At 70.3% G+C, this 17,342-nt stretch carries 14 protein-coding genes; 5 read left to right on the forward strand and 9 right to left on the reverse strand.

Annotated features, from left to right (window positions below; genetic code table 11):
• Positions 1 to 37 precede the first annotated feature (37 nt).
• The 3 genes from G3I78_RS36145 to G3I78_RS36155 all read right to left on the reverse strand — a co-directional run bounded on the left by G3I78_RS36145 (position 38) and on the right by G3I78_RS36155 (position 5,993).
• Entirely contained in the window at positions 38 to 1,072 is a 1,035-nt protein-coding gene (locus G3I78_RS36145) for an ABC transporter permease (RefSeq protein ID WP_343243947.1), read from the reverse strand.
• 650 nt (positions 1,073 to 1,722) lie between these two features.
• Positions 1,723 to 3,630 (reverse strand): translational GTPase TypA, encoded by a 1,908-nt coding sequence (gene typA, locus G3I78_RS36150; RefSeq protein ID WP_164432670.1) that lies wholly within the window; start codon positions 3,628 to 3,630, stop codon positions 1,723 to 1,725.
• Positions 3,631 to 3,758: 128 nt separating this feature from the next.
• Complete coding sequence (locus G3I78_RS36155; protein ID WP_164432672.1) at positions 3,759 to 5,993, reverse strand: ABC transporter family substrate-binding protein; 2,235 nt, start codon at positions 5,991 to 5,993, stop codon at positions 3,759 to 3,761.
• Positions 5,994 to 6,295: 302 nt separating this feature from the next.
• Here G3I78_RS36155 and G3I78_RS36160 point away from each other — a divergent pair, with 302 nt between their 5' ends.
• From G3I78_RS36160 to G3I78_RS36175, 4 genes are read left to right on the forward strand one after another with little or no spacing between them, the layout of a single operon-like run.
• A complete protein-coding gene (locus G3I78_RS36160) occupies positions 6,296 to 6,583 on the forward strand; it encodes a hypothetical protein (protein WP_164432875.1) in 288 nt (95 codons plus the stop codon).
• A 19-nt stretch (positions 6,584 to 6,602) separates the two neighbouring features.
• A complete protein-coding gene (locus G3I78_RS36165; protein WP_164432674.1) occupies positions 6,603 to 7,439 on the forward strand; it encodes a hypothetical protein in 837 nt (278 codons plus the stop codon).
• Positions 7,439 to 9,367: a fumarate reductase/succinate dehydrogenase flavoprotein subunit gene (locus G3I78_RS36170; protein WP_164432676.1), complete on the forward strand. Its 1,929-nt coding sequence runs from the start codon at positions 7,439 to 7,441 to the stop codon at positions 9,365 to 9,367. Before G3I78_RS36165 ends, G3I78_RS36170 begins: the two co-directional genes overlap by 1 nt.
• Positions 9,364 to 10,134, forward strand: a complete 771-nt coding sequence (locus G3I78_RS36175) for a succinate dehydrogenase/fumarate reductase iron-sulfur subunit (RefSeq protein ID WP_164432678.1) — start codon at positions 9,364 to 9,366, stop codon at positions 10,132 to 10,134. The genes G3I78_RS36170 and G3I78_RS36175 overlap by 4 nt, the downstream gene beginning before the upstream one ends.
• On the opposite strand, the gene G3I78_RS36180 is transcribed toward G3I78_RS36175, so the two are convergent.
• Together G3I78_RS36180 and G3I78_RS36185 are read right to left on the reverse strand one after the other, a co-directional pair.
• Entirely contained in the window at positions 10,115 to 10,423 is a 309-nt protein-coding gene (locus G3I78_RS36180) for a hypothetical protein (RefSeq protein WP_164432680.1), read from the reverse strand. The genes G3I78_RS36175 and G3I78_RS36180 overlap by 20 nt on opposite strands.
• Positions 10,424 to 10,547: 124 nt before the next feature.
• Positions 10,548 to 11,618 carry a glycosyl hydrolase family 18 protein gene (locus G3I78_RS36185; protein WP_164432682.1) on the reverse strand — a complete coding sequence of 357 codons (1,071 nt, stop codon included), beginning with the start codon at positions 11,616 to 11,618 and terminating at the stop codon, positions 10,548 to 10,550.
• 79 nt (positions 11,619 to 11,697) lie between these two features.
• Here G3I78_RS36185 and G3I78_RS36190 point away from each other — a divergent pair, with 79 nt between their 5' ends.
• Positions 11,698 to 13,059, forward strand: coding sequence for a hypothetical protein (locus G3I78_RS36190; RefSeq protein ID WP_343243948.1), 1,362 nt, complete (start codon positions 11,698 to 11,700; stop codon positions 13,057 to 13,059).
• A 16-nt stretch (positions 13,060 to 13,075) separates the two neighbouring features.
• Here G3I78_RS36190 and G3I78_RS36195 read toward each other — a convergent pair whose 3' ends face one another.
• From G3I78_RS36195 to G3I78_RS36210, 4 genes are all read right to left on the reverse strand, one after another.
• Positions 13,076 to 15,700 (reverse strand): SpoIIE family protein phosphatase, encoded by a 2,625-nt coding sequence (locus tag G3I78_RS36195; protein ID WP_164432689.1) that lies wholly within the window; start codon positions 15,698 to 15,700, stop codon positions 13,076 to 13,078.
• Positions 15,701 to 15,972: 272 nt separating this feature from the next.
• Positions 15,973 to 16,380 (reverse strand): ATP-binding protein, encoded by a 408-nt coding sequence (locus G3I78_RS36200; RefSeq protein WP_343243949.1) that lies wholly within the window; start codon positions 16,378 to 16,380, stop codon positions 15,973 to 15,975.
• Positions 16,381 to 16,505: 125 nt separating this feature from the next.
• Entirely contained in the window at positions 16,506 to 16,898 is a 393-nt protein-coding gene (locus G3I78_RS36205) for a (deoxy)nucleoside triphosphate pyrophosphohydrolase (RefSeq protein ID WP_164432690.1), read from the reverse strand.
• Between the two features lie 25 nt (positions 16,899 to 16,923).
• Positions 16,924 to 17,115 (reverse strand): SPOR domain-containing protein, encoded by a 192-nt coding sequence (locus tag G3I78_RS36210; protein WP_164432691.1) that lies wholly within the window; start codon positions 17,113 to 17,115, stop codon positions 16,924 to 16,926.
• Positions 17,116 to 17,342 lie beyond the last annotated feature (227 nt).

Below are 17,342 nucleotides of genomic sequence, written 5' to 3' on the forward strand. Positions count from 1 at the left end.
ACCGGCGCGGGGGTCAGTGCCCCCCATGGGTGGACGGTCAGCGTCCGGTCTTTGGGTCGAAGGCATCCCGCACCGAGTCACCGAGAAGGTTGAAGGCGAGGACGAAAATGACCAGCGCGGCTCCGGGGAAGAGCAGGTAGGCCGGATCCTGTTCGTAGATCCGGGCACCGGTCGCGAACATCCTTCCCCAGTCCGGTGTCGGCTCCACGAAGCCGACACCGACGAACGAGAGGAAGGCGATGGTCAGGATGGTGCTGGGCAGGATGTAGGTCGTCTGCACCAGAATCGGCGTGACGATGTTCGGCAGGATCTCCTTGCGGACGATCCGCCAGGACGAGGCGCCGGACACTTTCGCCGCCTCGACGAACTCCCGCTCCCGCAGGGAGAGTGCCGAGCTCCGCACCAGACGGGCCATGCCCATCCACCCGAGAACCCACATCACCAGGATGATGGCGACGGCCCGCAGATACGTCGGGGTCTCGTCCCTCGGATCGACGAACAGGGCGGTGACCACAGGCATGAAGGCGATGAAGAACAACTGGCTCGGAAAGGCCAGGAAGAAGTCCGTGACCCGGCCGAGCCAGTAATCGACCCGCCCACCGAAATACCCGCTGACCACGCCGATAAGCACACCGGTGACCACACTCAGCAACGTCACCAGGACGGCCATGTAGAGCGAGGTACGCATGCCGTACAGGAGCTGGGTGAACACGTCGCGGCCGAGCTGCGGCTCGACGCCGAACCAAAAGTCACCGGAGACTCCGCCGAACCCGCCCGAGGGCATGGCGAAGTCGTCCAGCAGGAAGGGGTACTCGGGCTCCTGCGCATAGAGCGTGTACGGGTTCTTGCCGTACAGCTTCGCGATCACCGGGGCCAGCGCCGCCACAGCGAAGAAGAAGATCACCACGCAGGCCGAGGCGACTCCGGTGCGGTCGCGTTTGAAACGCAGCCACATCAACTGCCCCGGAGATCGGCCCTCAAGAGCCTCGGGCTTCTTCTTCGGCTCCGGGTCGCCGTCTCCGTCGACGACGGCCCGAGCGTCGCCGCCCTCGATGTCGATAGGACTTGTCACAGTTCGCCCATTTCACAGGTGTGGGTGCGCCGAGCCGGCGGCCCGCACGGGTGTGCGCGGTCGCGGACCGGATCATCCGGATCATGAAGATGCGTCAGGGAAACCCGCAGCCGGACGCGCGTAGGCGGCAGCCCGCACTACACGGTCGACGGATTCCGTGGAGTCAATCTCCGTACGCGGTACGACTGTTGCCTGTATCGGACGCTGTGACCCACCTGGTGCTTGTGACACCGCGCATGGGACTCCTCCTCATGACTCCACGTGTTCACCAACAGGAGGGGGTTCCCGCCTATCCTCCGACACCCCTGACGGAGGATCAGGCACCCCCTGGTGCTCGTGAGTCGGCGCCGTCCCCACGGCGCGAGACCCATTGACCCGAGCGCTACGCGGCTAACTATCTGCCATGAGCCAAGTGCCGACCACAGTCTTTAAATCTCAATTCAGTCACAGCTGCCGTATAGATCTTCCAAAATCTGGACAAACTGTCTGGCGCGAGAAGGCCGCGAAACGGACGTGTTACATGGGTATCGGGCGACGCGTTCCGCATTTCGGACACATCCGACCCGATGGCGGCCTGAAAATGAGTTGCAAAAAGCCCGGGCGCCCCAATGATGGGGCGCCCGGGCTTCGAGCTGTGCGGTTACTGTGTGTCAGCCGTGCTTGGCGCGGCTCGCGGCGCGGGCGCGCTCACGGGCGTCCAGGTTGACCTTGCGGATGCGAACCGCCTCGGGAGTCACCTCGACGCACTCGTCGTCACGGCAGAACTCGAGGGACTGCTCCAGGGAGAGCTTGCGCGGCGGGACGATCGCCTCGAACGAGTCGGCCGAGGACGACCGCATGTTCGTGAGCTTCTTCTCCTTGGTGATGTTGACGTCCATGTCGTCGGAGCGGGAGTTCTCGCCGACGATCATGCCCTCGTACACCTCGGTGCCCGGGTCCGTGAACAGCACGCCGCGCTCCTGGAGGTTCGTCATCGCGAAGGCGGTGACGGCACCGGCGCGGTCGGCGACCAGCGAGCCGTTGTTACGGGTCTGGAGGGCACCGAACCAGGGCTCGTGGCCCTCGTGGATCGAGTGGCCGATGCCGGTGCCGCGGGTCTGCGTCAGGAACTCGGTCCGGAAGCCGATGAGACCGCGCGAGGGCACCACGAACTCCATGCGGACCCAGCCGGAGCCGTGGTTCGACATGTTGTCCATCCGGCCCTTGCGGACGCCCATGAGCTGCGTGACCGCGCCCATGTGCTCCTCGGGCACGTCGATCGTCATGCGCTCGACGGGCTCGTACGTCTTGCCGTCGACCTCCTTGGTGACGACCTGGGGCTTGCCGATGGTCAGCTCGAAGCCCTCGCGGCGCATCTGCTCGACCAGGATGGCGAGCGCCAGCTCACCACGGCCCTGGACCTCCCAGGCGTCCGGGCGCTCGGTGTCGAGCACGCGGAGGGAGACGTTACCGATCAGCTCGCGGTCGAGGCGGTCCTTGACCTGGCGGGCGGTGACCTTGCGGTCCTTGACCGCGGCCTTGTTGTCGGCGCCCTTGCCGGTGCCGCCCCGGCCGACCAGCGGCGAGGTGTTGGTGCCGATGGTCATGGAGATCGCCGGCTCATCGACGGTGATCAGCGGCAGCGGGATCGGGTTCTCGGGGTCGGCGAGGGTCTCGCCGATCATGATGTCCGAGATACCGGCGACCGCGCAGATGTCACCGGGGCCCGCCACCTCGGCCGGCTTGCGGGTGAGCGCCTCGGTCATCAGCAGCTCGGTGATGCGCACGTTGGACATGGTGCCGTCGCGCTTGATCCACGTGACGGTCTGGCCCTTGCGCAGCTCGCCCTGCTCGACGCGGAGCAGCGCGATACGGCCGAGGAAGTTGTCGGCGTCCAGGTTGGTGACGTGCGCCTGGAGCGGGGCCTCCGCGTCGTACTCGGGGGCCGGGACGTGGGACAGGATCGTGGAGAAGAAGGGCTCCAGGCTGTCGCTGTCCTGCGGGACGGTGCCGTCCTCGGGCTTGGTCAGCGAGGCCACGCCGTCCCGCGCACACGCGTAGACGATGGGGAACTCGATCTGGTCCTCGTCGGCGTCGAGGTCGAGGAAGAGGTCGTAGGCCTCGTTGACGACCTCGTCGATGCGCGAGTCGGGGCGGTCCGTCTTGTTGATGCACAGGATGACGGGCAGGCGGGCCTGGAGGGCCTTGCGCAGTACGAAGCGGGTCTGCGGCAGCGGGCCCTCGGAGGCGTCGACGAGCAGGACCACCGCGTCCACCATCGACAGACCGCGCTCGACCTCGCCACCGAAGTCGGCGTGGCCCGGGGTGTCGATGATGTTGATGGTGATGACGTCGCCGCCATCCTTCGGGTGGTACTTCACGGCCGTGTTCTTGGCCAGGATCGTGATGCCCTTCTCACGCTCCAGGTCGTTCGAGTCCATCATGCGGTCGTCGAGCGACTCGGCGGCGTGCGCTGCGAAGGCACCGGCCTGCTTCAGCATGGCGTCGACAAGAGTCGTCTTGCCGTGGTCGACGTGGGCGACGATAGCGACGTTGCGGATGTCGTGGCGCGTGGCCATAGTGCGGCGTACTCCCAAGTGGTGAGAAGGCCCTGCTGCGTACGTCCGTGTGACGCGGGCCTGCCGGGCTTGACACGCCACGGCCTCACCCCATCGTACGTTGCCTCCGCACCCGGGGCTCGCCGGGCTCAGTCGGCGGCGGGCGGAGCGGGGACCTTCGCGCCCTTCTTCAGGAAGCCCATGTCCTCGTAGACGGGGGTCTGGAAGCCGAAGGCACCCGCGTTCACCACGTCCTTCCTCGCGGCCGTCAGCTGGGGCCGCTGGTACAGCGGGATGGACCCGGCGGCCGCCCAGATCCGGGAGTCGGCCTTGCGGATCAGGCCCCGGCTCTCGCTCGCGTCCAGCGTCGAGACGGCCTGGTCGAACAGCTGGTCCACCTGGTCGGTGCCGACCCGGGTGTAGTTCTGCTCCACGTTCAGCGAGCCGTCCGCGGCCGGTACCGGCTTGGCGAAGATGGGCCGGGCGTCGGTCGCCGGGAAGGCGGACGCGGGCCAGGAGTACAGGGCGAGGTCGTACTGCCCGGACGCGATGTGGTCCTTGAAGTAGCTCTCGTCGGAGACCTTGGTGATCTCGGTGCGGACACCGATCTTCGCCAGCATCGAGGAGATCCGCCCGGCCACGGTCCGCAGCGTCTCGGAGCCCGGCCCCGACGGCAGGACGAACCGCAGGGTGAGCGCCTTGCCGTCCTTGGCCAGCACCTCGGTCGCGGCGCCGGCCGGAGCGGGCGTGCCCTTGGGGGCGTACGCCCCCGGCGCGCCGCCCTGCTTCAGCTTGTTCGCGTACTGCTTGCCGTCCTGGGCGAGGTGGTGCGAGCCGCTGTCGCCCTTCTTCGCGTGGCCCTTGGGGTCCTTGTCGTCGCCCGACTTGTCGTCCTCGCCGACGATGTACGTCCCGTCTCCCCCGTCCTCGGAGTTCTCGGAGTCCTCGTCGGCCTTCCTGCCCTTGGCCCCGGCCGCCTTCTCCTCCTTGTCCCCCTTCTTCTTCTCGACCGGCCCCCCGGGCACCCAGCCGGCGTCGGCGAGCAGCGCCCGCGCCTCCTTGGTGTCCTGGCCGCCGAGCGCGCCGCTGTTGTCGGCGTAGGCGTCCTGCCCCGAAAGGGCGAGGTGGCTGCCGACGGGCTCGGCGGGCAGTCCGAGCGGGCTGAGGACGAGGCCGGCCAGCGCCTTGCGGTCGAGGGCGCGGGCCACGGCCCGGCGGACCCGCTCGTCGGCGAGGGGGCCACTGGCGCCGTTGAGGGCGAGCTGGGTGTAGGCGGGCTCAAGGGACCGGCGGACCTCGAAGCCCTTCAGGGCCGTCTCCTCGCGCTCGCGCGCCGCGACCGCCTCGCTCTTCTTCTCGCGGGCCTCGGTCTCCTCCCCGGCGGCCTCCTCGTCCTCGCCGTGGGCGACGGCCCAGGAGCGCAGGGCGTCGGCGGCGCCGAGGTTGCTGCCGGGGCCGTGGGCGGGAAGCCCGCCGGGGCCCGCGTGACCGGCCTTGCCGCCGGCGCGGGCGGCGCTGGTGATCCGGCCGAGGGCGTCCGGGTCGATCTCCGCGAGGTCCAGCTTGCCGGCGGCGAGCGCGGCGGCCCGCTCGTCGTGGGGTACGGCCCGCAGCACGATCTCGTCCAGTTTGGCGGGGTGGCCCCACCAGCGGGTACTGCGGGTGAGGGTGACCTCGTCGTCCTTGCGGTCGACCTTCTTCAACTGGAAGGGACCCGCGGTGACCTTGAGCTTCTTGCGCGCGGAGTCGTTGAAGGAGTCCGGGGTGCCCATGACGTCCTTCGGGTACAGCGGCGAGAACAGCGAGCGCCAGTCGGCGTACGGCCGCGCGAAGGTGACCCGGACCTCCAGGTCGTTGGCGCCGCGCTCGATCCTCTCGATGCGCTCGTAGCCGGAGTTGCGGGCGGTCCAGTACGCGGAGTCCTTGCCGGACAGGGCGCGCCACTGGGCGGCGAAGTCGGCGGCGCCGATCTCCCGGCCGTCGCTCCACACGGCCTGCTGGTTCAGCTTGTACAGCACGACCTGCCTGGGCTCGGTCTCGACGACCTTCGCGGACTCCAGGTAGTCCGGGTCGAGCTGCGGCTGCCCGTCGGCGTCCAGCCGGTACATCGACGGCAGGACCGCCTGGGCGACGGTGGTGGTGGTCGCGTCCGCGTCCGACTGGAACGTGTTCAGGGTCTCCGGTACGGCGTCCACGGCCCAGCGCAGGGTGCCGCCGTCGGCGACCAGGTGCCGGGGGGCGGGCGCGATGTCCTGCTCGGCGAGCGGCTTGCTCGGCTTCTCCCCGGAACTGCACCCGGCGAGCGCGGGCACCGCGAGCGCACCCGCGGCGAGGAAGGCGACCGAGCGCATGACCGCGCGCAGCGTGACGGCGTGGTGGGACATGCCGGTTACCTCCGGGGGTGTGCCGCCTGGTTCTGATCACGTTTGGCGGAGTATGGAGCTGATCAGATGTATGCGGCCCACTGAAGAGGAAAGGGTTCAGCAGCCGGCGGCGACACGGCGGAAACGGCGCGGAAGCCCACCCGTGCGGCGCAATGGGCGGCGCTCGGGGGGCGCGCGCGGAGGGTCACGATCCGCCAATCCATGCACACGGCTTCCCACCGGCAGGTGTGACGCGCAACACTCGCAGGCGCATGACCGTTCCCGTCCAGGGCGATGGCGCCCGCGGAAGTGAGGTCACCGTCATGTCCGTGAACGACGAACTGGCATCGGCACAGCGCGCGCTCGACGAAGTGCTCAGGTACGTCAAGCGCCTGGAGCAGCAGCTGGGCAGCGGCGGCCTGGAGATGCGCCGGGTCCGGATGGACGCCGACCGGCTGCGCGAGAGCCTCGCCCTGCTCAAGGAGGGATCGAGCCCGGCGGCGCCCAAGAAACCGCAGCTCGTCCCGATCCCCGACACCCCTTACGACAACACCCTGTGGACGGACTCGGACGACGAGGGACTCGGCGCCCGCGACCGCAGGGCCCCCTGAACCCGACCGGAGTCAAGAGTTGGCCACTGGTACGGAACCCCCCGACACCGAATCCCATCCCGAGAGCGGCGGCGTACGCACCCGTACGCGCGCCGCGATCGCCGCCCCGCACCTGCGCACCGACCGCTGGTGGCTCGCCCCCGCGGGCACCGCCGCCGGGCTGTTCGCCTTCATCGTGTACTCGACGTGGCGGGCCTTCGCCAACACGGACTACTACGCGGCCCCGTACGTCTCGCCGTTCTACTCCCCCTGTCTCGCCGAGCGCTGCGAGCCCATGCGCCACGGGCCCAACTGGGAGCTGTTCGGCAGCTGGTGGGGCATCTCCCCCGCGATCATCATCCTGATCTTCCCGCTCGGCTTCCGCCTGACCTGCTACTACTACCGCAAGGCCTACTACCGGGGCTTCTGGGCGTCCCCGCCGGCCTGCGCGGTGGCCGAGCCGCACAAGAAGTACACCGGTGAGACCCGCTTCCCGCTGATCCTGCAGAACATCCACCGGTACTTCTTCTACGCCGCGATCGTGGTCGCCGGGATCCTGACCTACGACACCGTGCTGTCCTTCAGGAACGAGAAGTACGAGTGGGGCCACATGGGCCTCGGCTCCCTGGTGTTCCTGGCCAACATCGTGCTGATCTGGGCGTACACCCTCTCCTGCCACTCCTGCCGGCACATCGTCGGCGGCAAGCTGAAGCACTTCTCCAGGCATCCCGTGCGCTACAAGGCCTGGCAGTTCGTCGGGAAGCTCAACGCCCGTCACATGCAGCTGGCCTGGGCCTCCCTGGTGAGCGTGGCGCTCGCCGACTTCTACGTCTTCCTGGTCGCCTCCGGCGCTTTCGACGATCCGAGGTTTTTCTGATGTCCGTGGTCGATCGACAGGAATGGGACGTCGTAGTAGTCGGCGCCGGGGGCGCTGGACTACGGGCCGCCATCGACGCCCGCGAGCGAGGCGCCCGTACGGCCGTGATCTGCAAGTCGCTGTTCGGCAAGGCGCACACGGTGATGGCCGAGGGCGGCATCGCGGCCAGCATGGGCAACGCCAACTCGAACGACAACTGGCAGGTCCACTTCCGCGACACCATGCGCGGCGGCAAGTTCCTCAACCAGTGGCGGATGGCCGAGCTGCACGCACGTGAAGCCCCGGACCGCGTCTGGGAGTTGGAGACCTGGGGCGCCCTCTTCGACCGTACGAAGGACGGCCGGATCTCGCAGCGCAACTTCGGCGGCCACGAGTACCCGCGCCTCGCCCACGTCGGCGACCGTACGGGCCTCGAACTGATCCGCACGCTCCAGCAGAAGATCGTGTCGCTCCAGCAGGAGGACAAGAAGGAGACCGGCGACTACGAGTCGCGCCTGAAGGTCTATCAGGAGTGCACGGTAACCCGGGTGTTGAAGGACGGCTCGCGGGTCTCCGGTGTCTTCGCCTACGACCGCGAGACCGGCCGTTTCTTCGTCCTCGAAGCGCCTGCCGTGGTCATCGCCACCGGTGGCATCGGCAAGTCCTTCAAGGTCACGTCGAACTCGTGGGAGTACACGGGCGACGGCCACGCGCTGGCCCTCCTCGCGGGCGCACCGCTGTTGAACATGGAGTTCGTGCAGTTCCACCCGACGGGCATGGTCTGGCCGCCCTCGGTGAAAGGCATCCTCGTCACGGAGTCCGTCCGCGGTGACGGCGGGGTGCTGCGCAACTCCGAGGGCAAGCGGTTCATGTTCGACTACGTCCCGGACGTCTTCAAGGAGAAGTACGCCGAGTCGGAGGAGGAGGGCGACCGCTGGTACGAGGACCCGGACCACAACCGCCGTCCTCCCGAGCTGCTGCCCCGCGACGAGGTGGCGAGGGCCATCAACTCCGAGGTGAAGGCGGGCCGGGGCTCACCCCACGGCGGAGTCTTCCTGGACGTCTCGACCCGTATGCCCGCCGAGGTGATCCGGCGCCGACTCCCCTCCATGTACCACCAGTTCAAGGAGCTGGCGGACGTCGACATCACGGCCGAGCCGATGGAGGTCGGGCCGACCTGTCACTACGTGATGGGCGGGATCGCGGTCGACTCGGACACGGCGGCGGCGCGCGGGGTGCCGGGGCTGTTCGCGGCCGGTGAGGTGGCCGGCGGTATGCACGGCTCGAACCGGCTGGGCGGCAACTCCCTTTCCGACCTGCTGGTGTTCGGGCGCCGGGCGGGCTGGCACGCGGCGGAGTACGCGAACTCGACGCAGCGGCCGCCCTTGGACGAGGTCCAGGTCGACGCGGCGGCGGCGGAAGCGCTGCGGCCGTTCTCGGCGGAGGGCACCGAGCCGGACGTAGGGCCGCCGGAGAACCCGTACACCCTGCACCAGGAGCTCCAGCAGGCCATGAACGACCTCGTCGGCATCATCCGCCGGGAGGGCGAGATGGAGCAGGCGCTGGAGAAGCTCGCGGATCTTCGGGTACGGGCGCGCAGGGCCGGGGTCGAGGGGCACCGGCAGTTCAACCCGGGCTGGCACCTCGCCCTCGACCTCAGGAACATGCTGCTGGTCAGCGAGTGCGTGGCGCGGGCCGCGCTGGAGCGGACCGAGTCGCGGGGCGGGCACACCCGTGAGGACCATCCGACGATGGAGCGCAAGTGGCGTCGGGTGAATCTGCTCTGCCAACTGGCCGACCCGACGGGCGGGTTGGCGGCCACGGACCCGGTCCGGGGCCAGATCAACCTGACCCGTGAGACCACTGACCCCATCCGCGCCGACCTGCTCGCCCTGTTCGACAAGGAGGAGCTGGTCAAGTACCTCGCCGAAGAGGAGCTGTACGAATGAGCGGCTACACGGCCCACTTCAAGGTGTGGCGGGGGGATGTGAAGGGCGGTGACCTGGAGGACTTCAAGGTCGAGGTGAACGAGGGCGAGGTCGTCCTCGACATCATCCACCGCCTCCAGGCCACCCAGGCGCCGGATCTCGCGGTCCGCTGGAACTGCAAGGCGGGCAAGTGCGGTTCGTGCTCGGCGGAGGTCAACGGGCGGCCCCGGCTGATGTGCATGACCCGGATGTCGGTCTTCACCCAGGACGAGACGATCACCGTCACCCCCCTCCGCGCCTTCCCGGTCGTCCGGGACCTGGTCACGAACGTCGGCTTCAACTACCAGAAGGCACGCGAGGTCCCGGCGTTCGTGCCACCGGCCGATCTCGGTCCCGGCGAGTACCGGATGATGCAGGAGGACGTGGACCGCTCGCAGGAGTTCCGCAAGTGCATCGAGTGCTTCCTGTGCCAGGACACCTGCCATGTGGTCCGCGACCACGAGGAGAACAAGACGGCGTTCGCGGGCCCCCGGTTCCTCATGCGGGTCGCCGAGCTGGACATGCACCCGCTGGACGCGGCCGAGTCCGAGGGCCTGGACCGCAAGAAGACCGCCCAGGACGAACACGGCCTCGGCTACTGCAACATCACCAAGTGCTGCACGGAGGTCTGCCCCGAGGGCATCAAGATCACCGACAACGCCCTGATCCCCTTGAAGGAACGAGCCGTCGACCGCAAGTACGACCCGCTGGTGTGGCTGGGCTCGAAGATCAGGAGACGGACCTCATAGGAGCCGGACGCCGGGCGAGCCTCTGGAAGAGGCTCGTGCCGACGCCGGTCGCCATCAGACCGAGCAACGGAATGTAAAGGTGCCGGTCGGACACCCCGCCCAGGGGCCCCAGGAAGACGAACACCCCGAGACCGGCCGCGCTCACCAGGGTCCCAACGCCCGAGAGCCTCGGCCGCAGGATCGTGTCGCGGACCCAGGGCGGCGCCCAGCCCGTCACCACCTGCACCACGCCGAGCACCAGCAGAGCACCCACCAGCACGGAAGTCGCGACCACCAGCACCCAGTTCACGCGCTCACTGTCCCACGAGCTCCAGCACCCTGACGAGGCTGTGCTCCACGATCTCCCGCATCCCCTCCGGGCGCGGGAGGTCGCCCTCGGTGAGGTGCTTCCCCACCCGGCCGTAGCTGCCTTGCTAGCGGACCCAGTCCCTCTCGTACGCCGCCCAGTCCCCCTCCGTCGCCGCGAAGTCCACGTACAGCGCCACCCCGAAGTTGGCCCGGTCCGCGTCCGTGCGGGAGAGCCCGAGGCGTACGCCCCGGACGGCGGCGGGGACGGTCTCGGCGAAGGCCCAGTGGTCGAAGTTGTTCTCGCGGTAGAAGGGCAGGCCCATCAGCAGGTCGGTGGATTCGGGGGTGACCTCCAGGGCCAGCGAGGTCTGCTGGGCCACGTATCCGCCGTACAGGCTCTCCAGCGGTGTCGCCGTGTCGTACGACATCACCGCGATCTGGTCCACCCGCCGCGCGACCTGTCCGAAGTACGCCTGCGACCACCACTTGGGGTGCCCGGTGAGCGTCCCCGCGACGGAGTGCAGCGCGGGCAGCGGGTCGATCTGGTGGGCGGCGACGGAGAGCGGGACGCCCTTCGCGCGCGTGACCTCGTGGAGGGTGTCGAGGAGGTCGAGGTAGTGCTCGTCGCCGGAGTGCAGCGGCTCCAGGTCGAAGTGGGTGCCGTCGAAGCCGGTGTCGAGGATCTGCCGGGTGGACCGGACGATCGCGGCTCGGGTGTCCGCGTCGGCGAGGCGCATGCCGTCGGGGGACTCGGTGGCCAGCTCGTCCCCCAGCCAGGCCTGCACCCGGATGCCGGGCGCCGCCCGGTGCAGGGCGCCGATCAGCCGACGCGCCTTCGGATACGACGACTCGGGCAGCGTTCCGTCGTGTTCCAGGGGGCCCGCGTGGACGTACAGATCCCGGATACCGGTCTTCCGGAGGCGAGCCGCGAGAGCGGTGACGTCGGCGTCGGTCTTACGGCCGTCCACCCAGGCGTGGCCGAGCCAGATCGCGTCCTTGTCCCGGGTGCGGGTGCCGTCGGCGGGGTCGCCGGTGTAGTTGAGCCGGAGGGCGGCGGCGACGGAGAGCACCGGCACGAGGACGACGAGCGCGAGCCCGAGAACACTCCGGCGGATCCAGCGCCGGCGTCTCGCCTTCGGTGCCGGTGGGACCTTCCCGCCGTTCCCGTCCGCCTGTATGTCCTGCCCGTCCGGCATCCGCTCCCCGCCCCTCGTCGTACCCCCGCCCACCCCACCCCGCTCGCGCCCCCGCATTCCGCCCCATACGCTCCGAAATGTGACGTCATCCCTGATACGCGGCCGCCCCCGGCGGAGCCGCTCGCACATATCCGTGCGGGTGGCGCACGCCCTGCTGGGCGTGGTCGCCGGGGTGGTGTGGCTGATGCTGCCGTGGATGACGATCAACGACGACGCTCCGGTTGCAGCCGCGCGCGTGAGCGCCGCCGCACCTGAGTCGGACGGCTCCTCCGCCGCCGACCTGGTCCTGCCGGTCGCCGCGCTCGCCGTGGTGGTGGCCCTCGCCGCCTACGGCTCCCTGCGTCGGATACGCCGCACCCGCGGCCGTACGACACCCCCCGCCCCCGGCACGACCCACGTCGGCGCGTACGCCTCCCCCGCCGCCCCTCCCCCGCTCGCCGACCTGGACGACCGCTCCCGCACCGCGCTGGTCGAGGCGGACAACCACCTGCGCGCCTTCCGGGACGAACTCTCCTTCGCCGGAGCCGAGTCGGGGCCCGACGCGATGGCCCCGTTCGTGCGGGCGGCCGAGGCGGCGGAGGCGGAGCTGGCGGCCGCGTGTGCGATCCGGCGGCGGTACGACGAGGGCGTACCGGAGGAGGCGGCGGCCCTCGCCGGGGTGGTGGGCCGGTGCGAGGAGGCCGAGCGGCGGCTGACCGCCGGGGAGGCGGACCTGCGCGGCCTGCGGGAGCGGGACCCCGCCGGGGCCCTGGCGGCGGCCGAGGCCCGCTTCCGCGAGCTGACCGCCCGCACGGGCGGCACCGTCCCCGTGGGTGACTCGGTCACCGGGTACGTCGAGCTGGCCAAGGACAGCCTGGTCAGCGCCACCGTCCACCTCAACCAGACCCATCAGGCGACCGCCGCCGAGCGCCCGGACGAGGCGGCCCTGCATCTCAGGGCGGCGGAGACCGCGATCTCCCGGGCGGACGTGCTGGTGACGGCCGTGGCCCGGGTGGACACCGCACGCGCCGAGGCGGCCCGGCTGGTCCCGTCCGCCCTCACCGGCGCGGAGGCGGAACTGGCCCCTCTCCGGGACGGCCCCGAGGGCGAGGCCTACGCACGGCTCCAGCACGCCGACGCGGTCCTGACCGCCGTACGCCAGGAGACGACGTCCGGGCAGCCGTACGACCCGCTCGGCGTCCTGCGCCGGATCGTGCGCGCGACCGCGCCCCTCGCGACCGGCCGGTCCGGGGTGCTCACGGCCGCCGCGCGGCTGGTCGCCCGGGAGTCGCTGGCCGGGGCGGAGGACTGTGTCGCCGTCCACCGCGAGGCGGTCGGCGCGGCGCCACGCGTGCTGCTGGCCGAGGCGCGGCGAGCCGACGACCTCCCGCAGGACACCCTGGCCCGCGAGGCCCGCGACCTGGCCGAACGGGACGTACGGCTGCGCGGGCACACCGACTAGGGCCGGCCGGAGCCGGTCAGAACAGGCTCAGCAGGGCCTCCGCCGGGTCCACCATGCCGTTCTCCCCGTCCGGCAGCGGGAGTTCGAACCACACCGTCTTGCCGCGTGGCGTACGGCGGGAGCCCCAGGCCGCGCTGAGGAGGCCGACCAGTTGCAGTCCGCGACCGCCCTCGTCGGTGTCGCGGGCGCGCCGGCGGCGGGGCTGGACCAGGCCGGAGTCCCAGACCTCGCAGACCAGGGTGCGGTCCAGGAGGAGGCGGAGCCGGATCTCGCCCTCGCCGTACCTGAGGGCGTTGGTGACGAGTTCGCTGACCAGCAACTCCGTGGTGTCGACCAGGGGTTCGAGGTCCCAGCTCAGCAACCGGCCGCGCGCGTACTCACGGGCCCGGCCCACGCTGCGCGGCTCGCGCGGCAGCGTCCAGTCGCCGACCGAGTCGGCGGGCAGGCCCTGGACACGTGCCATCAGGAGCGCGATGTCGTCCTCGCCGTGGTGGGTGTCGAGGGTGTTGAGGACGTGGTCGCAGACGTCCTCCAGGGGCGCGGAGGGGTCGGTGAGGGCACCCACGAACGCCTGGAGACCTTCGTCGAGGGGGTGGTCGCGGCTTTCGACCAGTCCATCCGTGTAGAGCGCGAGCAGGGCGCCTTCGGGCAGTTCGACCTCCACCTCCTCGAAGGGCTCGCCGCCGACGCCGAGCGGCATGCCGGGCGGCACGTCGAGCATCAGCGCGTCCTCGCCGGGCTCGACCAGGACGGGCGGCAGATGGCCCGCGTTGGCGAAGGTGCAGCGCCTGGTCACCGAGTCGTAGACGGCGTACACGCAGGTCGCGAGGTACACCTCGGAGAGGTCCGCCTCGCGGGGGCGGCGGGCCGCGCGGGTGGCCTGCTGAACCCCGCCGGGGGCGCCGAGGCCGCGCGCGATCTCGTCCAACGCGCTGAGCACTTCGGCGGGTTCGAGGTCCAGGAGGGCGAGGGTCCTGACGGCCGAGCGGAGTTCGCCCATCGCCACGGCCGCGCGCAGGCCCCGTCCCATCACGTCGCCGACCACCAACGCCGTACGGTGTCCCGGCAGTTCGATGACGTCGAACCAGTCGCCGCCGACCTCGCTGGGCCGGTCCGCGGAGGAGTTGCCGGGCAGATAGCGGCAGGCGATGTCCAGGCCGGAGGCGACCGGGTCGCCGGGCGGCAGCAGGGACCGTTGCAGTATCAGCGCCCGTTCGTGCTCGCGCCGGTACAGGCGCGCGTTGTCGATACAGACCGCGGCACGGGCCGCCAGCTCCACCGCCAGGTCCCGGTCCCGGTCCCCGAACGGCTCGCTGCCCTTGGTCCTGGCGAACTGCGCGAGTCCTACGACGGTGTCGTGGGCGACCATCGGCACGGCCAGCGTGGACTGGACGAGGGCGCCCTCCTCGGCCGGGATGTACTGCGGGCGGGCGGTGCGCAGGGCGTCCGCGCAGGGCGAGTTGAAGGGGTAGTGGTGGACGGCGCCGACCGAGACGGGGGCGCCGGAGCCGATGAAGGGGGCGTCGGAGACCGCGCTGGCGAAGGCGACCCGGCGCAGTTCGGCGCTGCCGTCGGCGAGCCCGGGCGGGGTCTCGTCGCCGGCCAGGAGGCCCTGGTAGAGGTCGACGGTGGCCAGGTCGCAGAAGCCGGGGACGACCACGTCGAGGAGTTCGCGGGCCGTGGTCTCCAGGTCGAGGGAGTTGCCTATGCGGGCGCCCGCCTCGTTCAGAAGGGCGAGATTGCGCCGGGCAGCGGCTGCCTCGCGGGCGGCGGCCCGGCGGGCGGTGATGTCGGTTCCCAGCCAGGCGATCCCGATGGGCCGCCCGGAGCCGCTGCGCACCCGGTACAGGTTGATGGACCAGTGCCGGCGCTCGTCGGAGCCCGGCAGAAAGCCCGTGACGTGCATGTCCGTGATGGAGTCACCGGTCTCCAGGACCCGGCGCAGGGTCGCGGTGACCCGCTCGGCCTCGGGGCGCGGGAGGTAGTCGTGGACGCCCTTGCCCCGGTGGTCGTCGGGGCTGCCGCCGAACAGGGAGGCGAAACGGTAGTTGACGCGGCGAACCCGCAGGTCGGGGTCGATCAGCAGGAATCCGAAGGGAGATTGACCGAAAATCGCCTGCGATGCGGCGAGGTCGGTCTCGATGCTGCGCAGGGTGCGCACGTCCACGACGATGCAGACGGCGGCCCGCTCGCCCTCCTCGGTCCGGGTCGGCATCACATAGACCTCGGCGAGGCCCTCCCGGGCGCGCTCGCCGTCCACCGTGGCGGGGCTGCGGAAGGGGACCACTCCGGTCCACTCGCGGCCGTCCAGGATCTCGGCCATCTTGCGCTGGCCCTGCTCGCGCAGGTCGGGGTCGATGAACGCCTCGATGGGGTCCATGCCGACCGCGCGCCCGGCCGGGATGCCGAAGAGCTGCTCGGCGCGCAGGCTCCACTGGTCGACCAGGCCGTCGGGGCCTATCGAGAAGGACGCGACCTTGATGTAGTCGTAGATGGAGCCGGGCGGGCTGCTCTGCCACATGGCGTCACCGGACGACGCGTCGCCGGGACGGACATGCGCCGCGGCATCATCCGCGGCCTCCGCCCTCGCGCCGTCCGACGGGTCCTTCGACTCCGTGGCCTTCGCTGGTATCTCGCTCACGCGAACCGTCCCCTCCAGCTCACCGCGTCCGGTACCGGTCACCGGGGGCGGCTGCCCGCAGTATCCAGCACTACGGCGCCGCACAACACGGTGTTCACGATCACAGCACGATCCCGACGGTTTTCGGTCCGGGCTGCGACAACACTTCCAGTCTTCTAACCAGCGGACACTGCGTCGAATCACGTCTGTCCACAACCGCCACTGGCCTGAACCAGTCGCTGGACAACGGCAGGGCTGTCGTACAGGTGTTCTTCACCGCGATCAGGCCCTGTTCATCCCGGTACGGCGAGTTCGAACCAGACCGTTTTGCCCGTCGTGCCGGGCCGGGTGCCCCAGCGGTGGGCGGCGTGGGCGACCAGCTGGAGTCCGCGTCCGCTCTCGTCGTCCAGGTCGGCGACGCGTTCGCGGGGCGGGTCGGGGAGGGGGTCGGAGACCTCGACCAGGAGGACACCGGGGACTCCGCCGGGGCGGACGAGACGGACGCCGATGGGGCCGGTGGCGTGCCGCAGGGAGTTGGTGACCAGCTCGCTGACCAGCAGGGCCGCGATATCGGCGAGACCGTCGAGATTCCAGGCGGTCAGCCGGTTCCTGACGGCCGTGCGGGCGGCGCGCACGGCGCCGGGGTCCGCGGGGAAGGTCCACTCGGCGCAGTCGCCTTCGGTGTCGATCACGCCGATCACATCCCGGGCCAGCCCATGTCCGCTTTCGTGGGGTTAAGGGGGGCATACCCGATATTGGGAGTGCAGTACCGCAGCGAATGGGGTAAGCGAGGCACCCAAGAGCCCGGGGGACGTCTTCCGCGCCCCTAAAGGGCCTTCAGTGCGCCAATCGCCTCTACATCCTGGTCGAGCCAGTCGACGTCCCAGAGCTCATCCGGGGCCAGCCAGCGCAGTTCGTCGTGGTCCTGAAGCGGTTCAGGGGCGGGGGAACCCGGAAGCAGGCGGGCCGTCCACGCCTGGAGGACGTACGGGGGGCTCAACGGCCACTCGCCCGGGACGCGCTCCAGCGCTTCCGCCTCCACACCCAGCTCCTCGCGCAGTTCGCGGGACAACGCCTTCTCCGGTGTCTCGCCCTGCTCCACCTTGCCGCCCGGCAGCTCCCACCGGCCGGCAAGTTCCGGAGGTGCGCTGCGGCGGGCCGCGAGGAGGCGGTCGCCGTCGTAGAGGGCGGCGGCCACCACCACGATCCGTTCCGTCATGCGCCGGAGCCTACGGGAGGCGGGGTCAGTCGGCGGAGCCGGAGCCGTTCTGGCTGACGCGCTCGACCCAGTAGAGCTGCTTGTGGCCGCGGGAGTCGAGGCTGTCCGCAATCTTCTGGGCTTCCGCCCTGGTCGCGTACCTGCCCACGCGGTAGCGATTGCCGTTGTCGTCCTGTCGTATGACGAGCCAGGGAAGAGTGATCGTGCCGTCGTTCATTGCGCCCCACCGCCCCTTCCCGACCTGCGTCGAGCCCCACCCGATAAGGAAACCGCAATCCGCATATGCCCGAGCCTACGCCCAACCTTTACGCAGCGAACACGCGTTTTCACAAAGAGGTACGCAACCAGCCAGGACGGACTCCCCGGTCGCGGGGCGCACATCGGTGAACGCGCCCCCGGTGGACGCGCGTACCTCCGCTCGGGAAGGTGCCCGGAACAGCGGTG

This window comes from Streptomyces sp. SID13726, from assembly GCF_010548375.1.
GTDB lineage: Bacteria > Actinomycetota > Actinomycetes > Streptomycetales > Streptomycetaceae > Streptomyces.